The organism is Nonomuraea sp. JJY05, from assembly GCF_043496855.1.
Taxonomy (GTDB): Bacteria; Actinomycetota; Actinomycetes; order Streptosporangiales; family Streptosporangiaceae; genus Nonomuraea.
The window spans coordinates 104,343-116,686 of sequence record NZ_JBIEIS010000036.1 but is presented as its reverse complement, the minus strand read 5'-3'; the positions used below and the strand labels follow the sequence as shown (position 1 = coordinate 116,686).

Sequence of the window (12,344 nt, the reverse complement as noted above, 5' to 3'; positions counted from 1 at the left end):
CCAATGGGCGCAGTCGACAAGTCGGCCATTCGACCGACGAAGGAGGGCGAATGACCGACAGCGTGAAGCGGGCGGCGGAGACGCCCGAAGAGCCGATGCCCTTCGCCGAGCTGGGGATGAAGCAGGACGAGTACGACCGGGTCAAGGAGATCCTGGGTCGCCGTCCCACCGGCTCCGAGCTGGCCATCTACAGCGTCATGTGGTCCGAGCACTGCTCGTACAAGTCGTCCAAGGTGCATCTCAAGCAGTTCGCCACCAAGGCGCCCAAGTCTGACGCGCTGCTCGTGGGCATGGGTGAGAACGCGGGCGTGGTGGACATCGGCGACGGCTGGGCGGCCACGTTCAAGATCGAGTCGCACAACCACCCGTCCTACGTCGAGCCGCACCAGGGCGCGGCCACCGGCGTCGGCGGGATCGTCCGCGACATCATGTCGATGGGCGCGCGCCCGATCGCGGTGATGGACGCGCTGCGCTTCGGCGGCGCGGACGCCGTGGACACCCGCCGGGTCCTGCCCGGCGTGGTCGAGGGCATCAGCCACTACGGAAACTGCCTGGGCCTGCCCAACATCGGCGGCGAGGTCGCCTTCGACCCCTGCTACATCGGCAACCCGCTGGTCAACGCCCTGTGCGTGGGCCTGCTGCGCAAGGACCAGATCAAGCTGGCCACCGCGCCCGGCCCGGGCAACAAGGTCGTGCTGTTCGGCGCGTCCACCGGCCCCGACGGCATCGGCGGCGCCTCCGTGCTGGCGTCGGCGACCTTCGAGGACGAGTCGCAGGCCAAGCGGCCCGCCGTGCAGGTGGGCGACCCGTTCATGGAGAAGCTGCTCATCGAGTGCTGCCTGGAGCTGTACGCGGCCGACGTGGTCGTCGGCATCCAGGACCTCGGCGCGGCCGGGGTGTCGTGCGCGACGACCGAGCTGGCCGCCAAGGGCACCGGCGGCATGCACGTCGACCTCAACCTCGTCCCGCTCCGCGACCCCTCGCTCAGGCCCGAGGAGATCCTCATGAGCGAGTCGCAGGAGCGGATGATGGCCGTGGTCCGGCCCGACGACATCGCGGCGTTCATGGCGATCTGCGACAGGTGGGACGTCCCCGCCACCGTCATCGGCGAGGTCACCGACACCGGTCGCCTGGTCATGACCTGGGACGGCGAGGTCATTGTGGACATCCCGCCGGGCACGGCGGCCGACGACGGGCCCGTCTACGAGCGTCCCTACCACGAGCCGTCCGGGCAGGCCGCGCTCAACGCCGACACGCCCGACCGGCTGGAGCGGCCCGCGGACCTGCGGGCCACGCTGTTCCAGCTCCTCGGCTCGCCCAACCTCGCCTCCAAGGAGTGGGTGACCTCCCAGTACGACCGCTACGTCCGCTCCAACACCGTGCTGGCCCAGCCGGCCGACGCGGGCATGGTGCGGATCTCGGAGGTCATGGCGGGCGCGGAGCCGACCACCAGGGGCATCGCGCTGTCCACCGACGGCAACGGCCGCTACGCCAAGCTCGACCCGTACGCGGGGGCGCAGCTGGCGCTGGCCGAGGCGTACCGGAACGTGGCCGTGACCGGCGCCAAGCCGCTGGCCGTGACCAACTGCCTCAACTTCGGCTCGCCCGAGGACCCCGAGGTCATGTGGCAGTTCGCCGAGGCCGTGCGCGGCCTGGCCGACGCGTGCCGCACCCTGGGCGTGCCGGTGACCGGCGGGAACGTCTCCTTCTACAACCAGACGGGCTCGACGGCCATCCACCCGACGCCGGTCGTGGGCGTGCTGGGCGTCATCGAGGATGTGGCCAAGCGGGTGCCGTCCGGCTTCACCGCCGAGGGGCTGAAGGTCGTGCTGCTCGGCGACACGCACGAGGAGTTCGGCGGCTCGGAGTGGGCGCACGTCGCCCACCGTCACCTCGGCGGGCTGCCGCCGCGGGCCGATCTGCAGGCCGAGCAGGCGCTGGCGACCGTGCTGGTCGAGGCCGCCAGGCGGGGGCTGCTGGAGGGCTCGCACGACCTGTCGGACGGCGGGCTGGCCGTCGCGCTGGCGGAGTCGTGCCTGGCGCGGGGCGTCGGGGCCTCGGTGGCGCTGAGCGGTGACGCCTTCACCGACCTGTTCAGCGAGTCGGCCGCGCGGGCGCTGGTCACGGTGCGGCCGGAGGCCTACGAGGAGTTCGCGTCGCTGTGCGGGCGGCACGAGGTGCCCTGCTACGGGCTCGGCACGACCGGAGGCGCTTCGCTGGTGGTCGAGGGCGTGTTCGAGGTGCCGGTCGAGGAGCTGCGGGAGACGCACTCGGCGGCGCTGCCCGCGCTGTTCGGCTGACGGTCTTCCGGAGGGCCGGTACGGATCGCCCGTACCGGCCCTCTTTCGCGTGTTACGCCTTCTTCTGGCCCAGGCACACGACGTAGACGGTGCCGCTGACGCTGGTGCCGTGGTTGGCGCTGCTGGTGGTCTTCTGGTCCGTGTCGGTGGCGGAGTAGGTGTTGCTGCCGTTGTCGTCCTTGGCCACGCTCACCGTCCATCCGGTGCCGCCGCTGGGCGCGCTGCTCATGACGACGGCGTTCTTGAGGGCGGTGAACGAGAAGCCGCCGCCGGTCGCCATGCCGCCCTTGTCGCAGCTGGCCGTCGCCGAGCCGGTCGAGGTCAGGGACGCGGTCTTGGTGTAGGTGGCGTAGTCGGCGCCGTCGCCGGGCTCGCCCTGCGGACCCTGGGGGCCCCGCGGGCCCTGGTCGCCCTTCTCGCCCTGCTTGCCGGGCAGACCGTCCTTGCCGTCCTTGCCGTCCTGGCCGTTCTTGCCGGGGAGGCCGTCCTTGCCGTCCTGGCCGTTCTTGCCGGGCAGGCCGTCCTTGCCGTCCGCGCCCTTCGGCCCCTGCGGGCCGGTCTCGCCCTTCGGGCCCTGGGGGCCGGTGGCGCCCTTGAGGCCCTGCGGACCCTTCGGGCCCATCTCGCCCTTGGGCCCCTGCGGGCCGGCCGGGCCGGTCTCGCCCTTCGGGCCCTGAGCCCCCTGCTGGCCCTGCTGGATGGTCGTCTGGGAGGCGCCGCCGATCAGGATCCGCTCCTCCGTCTTCCGGCACTTCGTGCCGGGGTTGACGATGCGGGCGTACCGCGTCTTCTTGTGCACGCAGGCGTGCACCTCGCCGGCGGCCGACGATGCGGTGGCGACGCCACCGACGGTGAGGAGCGAGGCGGCCAGCGCCCCCACGGCGGCGAGGGTGAGCGTGCGCCCACCGCGAACCTTGTTAGCCACGGCTGTCCTTCCGGAACCAGTGATGCTCATGTTGTCCATGAGATGCACGTTTCAATCGTTCCAAGAGATGACAGAAACTACATAACGCATCCATCACGAAACGGAGGGTTACTGACCAGATTGACAGGATTTCGAAACGCCGGTGAGTAAAACGACGCATTGGCGGCGTCGATCTCCGGTGGATAATCGGGTCTGTGTCAACCCCCTACCTGCCCAAGGCCACCCAGCCCGTGCGCGGTGTGGTCTGGGGCATCCACCTGGTCCTGCCACTGCTGGGGCTCTGGCTGCTGCTCGCCCAGCCGACGATCAACATCATGTGGCACCACAACCTCAGCCACTTCTGGATGATCATCACGGTGGCCGGGATCAACGTGGTCCTCGGAGTGATGATCAGCGAGGCGTCGCGGCGCCGCCAGGACGCCCGGCTGTTCCTCGTGTCCATGGTCTTCCTGAGCAGCGCCGGCTTCTTCTTCATGCACGGCCTGGCCACGCCGCAGATCATCCTGCCGATCGGTTCCCTGGGCTTCGACGTGGGGCAGCAGGTGGGGCTCTCCGTCGCGGCGGCGTTCGCGTTCGCCTCGGCGCTGCCGCTGGGCGACGCGGCCGCCAAGAAGGTGCTGGACGCCCAGCACTTCATCCGCGCGGTGCTGTTCGGCTTCATGGTCGTCTGGGGCGTCACGTCCCTGATCCCGGGGCTGACGCAGCTCAGTGAGCCGCCGCTGGCGTCGCCGGTCGACTGGCTGGCCTGGGCGTCCGTCCCCGGCGTCCTGCTGTACGGCGCGGCGAGCGTGATGATGTTCCTGCTGCACCGCAAGCGGCCGTCGGCCATGCTCGTCAGCCTCATCACGGCGTACGCGCTGCTGGCCGAGGCCATGATCGCCGGGATGTCGCAGCTCAACTGGCATCTGTCCTGGTGGGAGTGGCACCTGCTGCTCACGCTGGCCTTCGTGTTCGTGGCCTACAGCGCCTACCTGCAGTTCAGGCGGGAGGGGTCGAGCGCGGGCCTGTTCGACTCGGTGACGCTGGCGGCGACCGTGCGGCGCATCCAGCAGGACTACGACAAGGCCCTTGAGGAGCTGGTCGAGCACGTACGGCGGGGCGAGCCGCTGGCCGCGGCCCGGCTGTCGGGCAAGTTCCGGCTGAACGAGAGCCAGGTCGCGGTGCTCGACCGGGCGGGCGAGGCGCTGGCCAACGAGCGCGAGCTGTCCGGGCGGCTGGCCGCCCTGGTGTCCGTCAGCGCCCAGACCCGGGTGGGGCTGCCGGAGGACCAGCTCCTGGCCACGGCCCTCGACCGGGTGCGGCAGGCGTACGGCGACGTGAAGATCGGCCTGGTCGCGGAGGGCAGGACGGAGATCGGCTCGCGCGAGTACGAGTTTGCCGGCAACCAGCCCGTCAGGCGCGACAACCTGCTGGCCTTCCCCCTGACGGTCAAGGGCCATCTGGCGGGCGTGCTGGAGGTGCCCATCGGGCGCACCCAGCAGGACGAGGCGCTGGCCGCCACGCTGGCCGGGCAGCTGTCGATCTCCCTGGAGAACGCCCGCCTCTACCAGGAGCTCGACACGCTCTTCCGGCAGTACATGTCGCCCGACGTGGCCAACGCCCTGCTGGCCGACCCGGCGCAGGCCGCGCTGGGCGGCGAGCTGAAGGAGCTGACCGCGCTCTTCGCCGACCTCAAGGGCTTCACGACGTTCTCCGAGAAGGTCACGCCGGGCGAGATCGTCGAGATGCTCAACCGCTACCACACGGCCGCCGTCCCCTGCATCCTCAGCAACGGCGGCACGATCGTGCAGTTCGTCGGCGACGCGCTGCTGGCCCTGTTCAACGCCCCCGCCACCCAGGCCGGTCATGCGCGGGCCGCCTGCAAGGCCGCGCTGGAGATGCAGCGGGCCGCCGCCGAGGTGGCCGAGGAGATGGCGTGGAAGCGGGTGGACGACGTCCCGTGGCCGACGTTCAGGGTGGGCGTCAACACCGGTCCCGCGCTGGTCGGCAACATCGGCAGCCCGGAGCTGCGCGGCTTCAACGCGATGGGCGACTGCGTGAACGTGGCCGCCAGGCTCGAAGGCATCGCCGAGCCGGGCACCGTCGTCATCGGGGAGACGACGCTCAGGCAACTGGGGCCTGGCGCGTCGGTGAACCCTCTGGGGCCGCTCAACCTCAAGGGCAAGGAAGAGCTCGTCAATGCGTACGTTCTGACTGATTTGCAATAGAAGGGTGACTCCCGTACCGACATAATCGGGCGCATGGAGCCAGAGTCCGGCGAGTTTCTGTCCATGCTCACCGATGAGGAGGTCGCGGCCCTGCGCGCGGCCGGCCGTCCGCGGCGTTGGGATCGCGGCACCACCGTGATCAACGAGGGCGACACGTCCGACTGGGTCCTCGTGCTGACGGATGGCCGGGTCAAGTGCTCGTCTCACACGAGCGCCGGCACCGAGGTGGTGCTGGCCGTGCGCGGCCCCGGTGCGCTGCTCGGGGAGATGTCGGCCATCGACGGGTCGCCCCGCTCGGCCACGGTGACCGCACTGGAGCCGATCTCGGGCATCGTGGTGCGGGACTTCTCGTCGTTCCTGGAGTCCCACGGGCGCATCGCCGTGCTGCTCATGCAGCTCGTCACCGGCAGGCTGCGGGACGCGGACAGGAAGCGCATCGAGTACGGCGCGTTCGACACCACGGGCCGGGTCGCGACGCGCCTGCTGGAGCTGGCCGACCGGTACGGCGAGAAGACCAACAGCGGGGTACGCGTGGCGCTGCCCCTGTCGCAGGACGAGCTGGCCGGCTGGACGGGCGCCTCCCGCGAGGCGGTCAGCAAGGCGCTGCGCACGCTGCGCGACCGGGGGCTCATCGAGACCGGGCGGCGGCGCGTGGTCATCCACGACATCGACGGCCTGCGCAGGAGGGCCCGCTAGAAGCCCATACGTACGCCGTACGTCATAGTGGAGGGCATGGTCGCGGTCATTCCTCAGGACGCCAGCCGCTTACGCTACGCCTGGCGGGTCTGCGCGGTCACCAGCCTGGGGCTGGTGCTCATCGGCATCGCCGGCAGCACGCTCAACGTCGCGCTCCCGACGGTCGTGCGGCACTTCCACGCCAACGCCCTGGAGTCGGGGTGGATCCTCCTGGCGTTCCTGCTGGTCAACACCGCGAGCCTGGTGTTCTTCGGCCGGGTGGCCGACCTGCTGGGCAGGCGGGAGGTCTACCTGACGGGGTTCGCCATCTTCACCGTGGCCTCGCTGCTGGCCGGGCTGTCGCCGAGCGTGTGGTTTCTCATCGCGATGCGGGTGCTGCAGGCGGTCGGGGCGGCGATGATCCTGGCGAACGGCACGGTGATCATCACGGACGCGTTCCCGCCCGACCGGCTGAGCCAGGGCATGGGCGTCTACATCGGCACGCTGTCGGTGGCGCAGCTGGCCGGGCCCACCCTGGGCGGGCTGATCGCGGAGACCGCGGGCTGGCAGTGGATCTTCTGGGTGAACGTGCCCGCCGGGCTGGCCGCGCTGAGCGTGGGGGCGGTGCTCCTGCGCAGGATGCCCAGGCGGCCGAAGGAGCCCGTGGACGCGCTGGGCAACGTGCTGCTGTTCGCGGCGCTGACGGCGGTGCTGCTGGCACTGTCGGAGGCGGGCTCGGCCGGGCTGACCAGTCCCGTGGTGCTGACGGGGGCGGCGGTCTTCCTGGTGCTGCTGCCGCTGATCGTGCTGGCCGAGCGGCGCTCCTCGAATCCGGTGCTGGACCTGCGGCTCTTCGGCGGGCGGCTGCTGACCTACGCGAATCTGGCCTCGTTCTGCAACGCCCTGGCCCGATCTGCGCTGATCCTGGTGGTGGCGCTGTACTTCCAGGCGGCCAGGGGGGTGGACGCGTTCACGGCGGGGCTGAGCGTGCTGCCGGTGCCCGTCGGGATCGGGCTGGCCTCGCCGATCGTGGGCCTGCTGGGGCGGCGGGTGTCGCCGTACGCGCTGTCCATCGGCGGGGCGGTGCTCAGCGCCCTGGGGCTCGGGACGCTGATGCTGACCGCCGATCCCGCCACGCCGTACTGGGTGATCGGGATCGGCCTGTTCGTTGCCGGCTGCGGCAGCGGAACGTTCCTGACCGGCAACACCACCCAGGTCATGCGAGCCCTGCCGACCGGGAGCCTGGGCGTGGTCAACGGGTTCCGGGTCATGATCATGAACGTCGGCATCGTGATCAGCGTCGGCCTGTCGCTCAGCGTCCTGACCGCCTCCGTGGGGCCCGGGCTGCGGGCCCAGGTGTACGCGGGCACGCTGTCCAGGCTTTCACCGGTGGCCGTGGGACAGCTGATGGACGGCTTCCAGCGCGCGTACGCCGTGCTGTTCGCCGTGGCCCTCGCGGGCGCGCTGCTCGCGGCCCTGGCGCGCCCTCAGAGGGCGGCGGCGAGCCTGGACTCCACGTCGCGGTAGCGGGAGACCGGGATGAGGTGGACGCCGTCGAAGGCGCCCGACTCGCGCAGGGCGAGCACCTGCTCGCAGGCCGCCTCGACGCCCGCCATGCGGTCCGCTGCCACCTTCGCGATCAGCTCTTCCGGCAGGTCGATGGCGGGGATGCTGGCGGCCAGGGCGCGGGCGTGCTTCTCGCTGGCCAGGACCATGACGCCCGCGTAGACCGGCACGTCCACCGGGTGGGCCTCGCGCCAGCGCAGCTGCGCTTCCAGGGAGAAGCCGACCTGCAGGAACAGGAAGTCGGCCGCGCGCTTCCACGCGGGCAGCGAGCGCATCGAGGCCGCCGCGCCCAGCCGCATGCCGGGCGAGAACTCCCGGGCCTCCTCGATCATCGAGCGCACGGTCAGGTCGCTGGTCCGGTTGCCGCTCGTGGGCTTGTCGCCGTAGACGAACAGGAACTGGTCCACCCCGTACGCCGCCGCCGTGAGCAGGTCGCGGCGGAAGCCCAGCAGGTTGCGGTCGCGCGAGTTGAGGCAGGCGATGCCGCGCCCGCCCATGGCCTGAACCTCGTGCGCCACCGCCACGCTCGACACCGTCGCGCGCCCGATGTGGTTGTCAGGGATGAGGAACGAATGGGCGATCTTGCTCATGGTGCCGATCTGGTGTCTGACGTGCTTCAGATCGGGCTTGGTGGGAGGTTCGATCTCGCAGATCAGCTCGAAGGACATGATCGAGACTCTAACCTTTGGGTGCGAGCGCCTCTATGCCGCTGAGCACCAGATCGACGCCGAACGTGTCGTACAACCCCTTCTCCGTCCCCCTGACCAGCGGTGAGGCCATCTCGACCAGGTGCGGGTACGTCTCCTCCGGCAGCGACCGCAGGCCCGCCAGCTTGGCCCTGACCGCCTCCGGGTCGATCGTCTTGACGTGCACGGGGGCGTCGGCGATGGCGATGGCGCTCTGCAGCAGATATTTGCTGATCAGGCAGCTCTCGTCGATGCCGAACCCGGCGCTGCGGGCCAGGCCGAGCGACTGGTCCCAGACGGCCAGGAAGTTCGGCACCTCGATGGGGTCGATCTGCTCGAGCACGCTCTTGGCGCAGGGATGCGTGCGCAGCGTCCTGATCAGGCCCTCGATCAGGTCGCGGAACTGCTCCCGCCAGGGGCGCTCGTCGGCCTGCTTGGGCGCGAAGCCGCCGATCAGGTGGTCAGCCATGCCGACGAGCAGCTGCTCTTTGTTCTTGTAGTGCCAGTAGAGGGCCATCGGGGTCACGCCCAGGTCCGTGGCCAGGCGCCGGATCGTCACGGTGTCGAGCCCTTCGGCGTCACCGATCTCCAGAGCTCGCTCCGCGATCGCCTGCGCGGTCAGTTTTCCCATCACGGTTGACAACTATACGCCGTACAAGTTCAACTATACGACGTACAAGTACGGCGTATAGGAGGAAATGACGTGCGGTGGTGGGCGCTGGTCGCGGTGACCTTGGGCACCTTCATGACTTACTTGGACAACAACGTCGGCAACGTTGCGTTGCCGACGATCCAGCGGGAGCTGGGGCTGACGATCTCGGGCCTCGAATGGATCGTGAGCTCGTACATCCTGGTCTTCGCCGGCCTGATGCTGGTCGGCGGCCGGCTGGCGGACGTGTTCGGGGCCCGCCGGGTGTTCCTCGGCGGGCTGGCCGTCTTCACGCTGGCCTCGATGGCGGCCGGGCTGGCCACGTCCGGCGCGGCGCTGATCGCCGCGCGGGCCGTGCAGGGCGTGGGGGCGGCGCTGCTCACGCCCACCGCGCTGACGCTGATCAGCCAGATCTTCCCCGACCCCGGCGAGCGCGGCCGGGCCGTGGGCATCTGGAGCGCCGCGGGGGCGCTCTCCATGGCGCTCGGGCCGATCACGGGCGGCTTCATCAGCCAGAACCTGCACTGGGGCTGGATCTACCTGATCAACGTGCCGATCGGCGTGGTGACGTTCGGCCTGGGGATGTGGGCGGTCAGGCCCGCCTTCACCCGCGTGCGGCACCGGATCGACGTGCCCGGGCTGGCCACGTCCGCCCTCGCCCTGTTCGCCCTGACATATGCGCTCATCGAGGGTGAGAGCGCCGGATGGACCTCGCCGGAGATCCTGGCCGCGTTCGGCGTGTTCGCGGCGGCGGCCGTGGCGTTCGTGCTGGTCGAGGCGCGGGCCGCCGAGCCGATGATCGCGATCTCGCTCTTCAGGTCCAGGGTGTTCAGCGGCGGGCTGCTCACCAGCGGCATCTGGTCGTTCGGCGTGTTCGGGATCTACTTCTTCAGCGCCCTGTGGCTGCAGAACGTGCTCGGCTTCTCCCCCACCCAGGCGGGCGCGGCGTTCGTGCCGATGGCCCTGGTCATGGCCGTGATCGCGATCCTGTCGCAGCGGATCAGCGCGCGCATCGGCATCGGCCCCACGGTGGCGCTGGGCATGGCGCTCATGGGCACGGCGATCTACCTGCTCTCCGGCGTGGGCGCCGACGCCGACTACGCCGACGTGGCCCCCTGGTTCCTGCTGTACGGGCTCGGCGGCGGCATGCTGGTGCCCCTGACGGCCGCGATCCTCGGGGGCATGCCCCAGGGCAGGTCGGGCGTGGCCTCGGGCGTCCTGAACGTGTCACGCGAGGTGTTCGGGCTGCTCGGCATCACCGTGCTGGGGGCGATCCTGAGCGCCAGGCAGAGCGGCAGCGACCGGGCGCCGCTGCTCGCCTTCCTGGACGCTTACCAGTTCACGCTGGTGATCGCCGCTGTCGTGGTGCTGGCTGCGATCCCGGTCGCCCTCTACTCGTTGCGAGCCCGACGTGAGATCCAGCGCGACGAACCTCAGGCCATGGCCACCGTAGGTTCGTCGAACTGAGTGCGATAAAGCTCCTCGTAGCGGCCGCCGGCGGCGAGCAGGTCGGCGTGCGTGCCGCGCTCGACCACGTGCCCGTCCTCGATCACCAGGATGAGGTCGGCGGCGCGGATGGTGGAGAGCCGGTGGGCGATCACCACGGCGGTCCTGCCGTCGAGCGCCTCCCCGAGCGCCGCCTGCACGGCCGCCTCGGAGGTGGAGTCGAGCGCCGCCGTGGCCTCGTCCAGGATCACCACCCTGGGCCTGGCCAGCAGCAGCCGAGCGATCGTCAGCCGCTGGCGCTCGCCGCCCGACAGGCGGTAGCCGCGCTCGCCCACGACCGTGTCGAGCCCGTCGGGCAACGACTCGATCAGGGTGGCCAGCCTGGCCCTGGTGAGGGCGTCCCAGATGTCGTCCTCAGTGGCCTCGGGCCTGGCCAGCAGCAGGTTCGCCCTGATCGTGTCGTGGAAGAGGTGGCCGTCCTGGGTGACCATGCCGAGCGTGTCACGGAGGGAGTCGGCGGTCAGGTCGCGTACGTCCACGCCGCCGAGCCGTACCGCGCCGGAGTCCACGTCGTACAGCCTGGGCAGGAGCTGGGCGATCGTGGACTTGCCCGCGCCGGACGAGCCGACCAGCGCCACCATCTGGCCCGGCTCGGCCCGGAACGAGACGCCGTGCAGCACCTCGACGCCGCCGCGCGAGTCGAGCGTGGCGACCTCCTCCAGCGAGGCGAGCGAGACCTTGTCGGCCGAGGGGTAGGCGAAGCGGACGTCGTCGAACTCGACGGAGACCGGGCCCTCCGGGACCTCTCGGGCGCCGGGCTTCTCCTTGATGAGCGGCTCCAGGTCGAGCACCTCGAAGACGCGCTCGAAGCTGACGACCGCGCTCATGACGTCCACGCGGGCGCTGGCGAGCGCGGTCAGGGGCGCGTACAGGCGGGTGAGCAGCATGGCCATCGACACGAGCGCGCCGGGCGCGAGTTGGTCGCGCAGGGCGTAGAAGCCGCCGAGGCCGTACACGAGCGCCAGGGCCAGCGCCGAGACCAGCGTCAGCGCGGTGACGAAGGCCGACTGGGTCATGGCCGAGCGCACGCCGATGTCGCGCACACGCCTGGCCCGGGCGGCGAACTCGGCCGACTCGCGCGCGGGCCGGCCGAACAGCTTGACCAGCGTCGCCCCGGGCGCCGAGAAGCGCTCGGTCATCTGCGTGCCCATGGCCGCGTTGTGGTCGGCCGCCTCGCGCCGCAGCCTGGCGATCCTGGTGCCCATCCGCCGGGCGGGCAGCACGAAGATCGGGAGCAGCAGGAGCGCGAGCAGCGTGATCTGCCAGGAGATGCCGATCATGGCGATGAGCGTCAGCACGAGCGTCACGATGTTGCCCGCCACGCCGGACAGGGTGTCGGTGAACGCCCGCTGCGCCCCGATCACGTCGTTGTTCAGGCGGCTGACCAGCGCGCCGGTGCGCGTCCTCATGAAGAACGCGACGGGCATCTTCTGCACGTGGTCGAAGACGGCCGTACGCAGGTCCAGGATCAGGTCCTCGCCCAGGCTCGCCGACAACCACCGGTTGAGCAGCCCGAGCCCCGCCTCCGCGAGGGCCAGGCCCGCGATCGCGAGCGACACCATGACGACCACGTCGAGCGGCTCGCCCTTGAAGATCGCGTCCACCACCCGCCCCGCGAGCAGCGGGGACCCCACCGCCAGACCTGCCATCACCACGCTGAGCACCAGGAACAGCGCTAATTTCCGGCGGTGCGGGCGTGCGAACCCGCCGATGCGCCGGAGCGTCGCCCTGGAGACAGGGCGACGCTCCTTCTGGTTGTTCATCGAATACAGCTGGTGCCAGGCGGTCATCTCCATGCTCATGGCATGGAACGGTATTGCCTCAAGTTAA

Annotated in this window: 9 protein-coding genes; 5 read left to right on the top strand and 4 right to left on the bottom strand. The window is 70.5% G+C overall.

The features are described from left to right. The first annotated feature begins 50 nt into the window (after nt 1–50). Complete coding sequence (gene purL / locus ACFKCF_RS43060) at nt 51–2,300, top strand: phosphoribosylformylglycinamidine synthase subunit PurL (protein WP_394501150.1); 2,250 nt, start codon at nt 51–53, stop codon at nt 2,298–2,300. A gap of 52 nt (nt 2,301–2,352) precedes the next feature. Here purL and ACFKCF_RS43055 read toward each other — a convergent pair whose 3' ends face one another. Then, nucleotides 2,353–3,225, bottom strand: coding sequence for a hypothetical protein (locus tag ACFKCF_RS43055; protein WP_394501149.1), 873 nt, complete (start codon nt 3,223–3,225; stop codon nt 2,353–2,355). A gap of 194 nt (nt 3,226–3,419) precedes the next feature. On the opposite strand from ACFKCF_RS43055, the gene ACFKCF_RS43050 reads away from it, so the two are divergent. Genes ACFKCF_RS43050 through ACFKCF_RS43040 form a run of 3 tightly spaced genes read left to right on the top strand, consistent with a single transcriptional unit; the run spans nt 3,420 to nt 7,634 of the window. Continuing rightward, nucleotides 3,420–5,432, top strand: coding sequence for an adenylate/guanylate cyclase domain-containing protein (locus ACFKCF_RS43050; RefSeq protein WP_394501148.1), 2,013 nt, complete (start codon nt 3,420–3,422; stop codon nt 5,430–5,432). A gap of 33 nt (nt 5,433–5,465) precedes the next feature. Then, nucleotides 5,466–6,128, top strand: a complete 663-nt coding sequence (locus tag ACFKCF_RS43045; protein ID WP_394501147.1) for a Crp/Fnr family transcriptional regulator — start codon at nt 5,466–5,468, stop codon at nt 6,126–6,128. Between the two features lie 36 nt (nt 6,129–6,164). Then, complete coding sequence (locus ACFKCF_RS43040) at nt 6,165–7,634, top strand: MFS transporter (protein WP_394501146.1); 1,470 nt, start codon at nt 6,165–6,167, stop codon at nt 7,632–7,634. On the opposite strand, the gene ACFKCF_RS43035 is transcribed toward ACFKCF_RS43040, so the two are convergent. Further along, nucleotides 7,595–8,341 carry a methylenetetrahydrofolate reductase gene (locus ACFKCF_RS43035; protein WP_394501145.1) on the bottom strand — a complete coding sequence of 249 codons (747 nt, stop codon included), beginning with the start codon at nt 8,339–8,341 and terminating at the stop codon, nt 7,595–7,597. The genes ACFKCF_RS43040 and ACFKCF_RS43035 overlap by 40 nt on opposite strands. 10 nt (nt 8,342–8,351) lie before the next feature. Further along, nucleotides 8,352–8,990, bottom strand: coding sequence for a TetR/AcrR family transcriptional regulator (locus tag ACFKCF_RS43030; RefSeq protein ID WP_394501170.1), 639 nt, complete (start codon nt 8,988–8,990; stop codon nt 8,352–8,354). A 72-nt stretch (nt 8,991–9,062) separates the two neighbouring features. Between ACFKCF_RS43030 and ACFKCF_RS43025 the strand changes: the two genes are divergently transcribed. Then, nucleotides 9,063–10,475 carry a DHA2 family efflux MFS transporter permease subunit gene (locus ACFKCF_RS43025; protein ID WP_394501143.1) on the top strand — a complete coding sequence of 471 codons (1,413 nt, stop codon included), beginning with the start codon at nt 9,063–9,065 and terminating at the stop codon, nt 10,473–10,475. Here ACFKCF_RS43025 and ACFKCF_RS43020 read toward each other — a convergent pair. Continuing rightward, nucleotides 10,442–12,316, bottom strand: a complete 1,875-nt coding sequence (locus tag ACFKCF_RS43020; RefSeq protein ID WP_394501141.1) for an ABC transporter ATP-binding protein — start codon at nt 12,314–12,316, stop codon at nt 10,442–10,444. The two genes, ACFKCF_RS43025 and ACFKCF_RS43020, sit on opposite strands and share 34 nt — an antisense overlap. Nucleotides 12,317–12,344 lie beyond the last annotated feature (28 nt).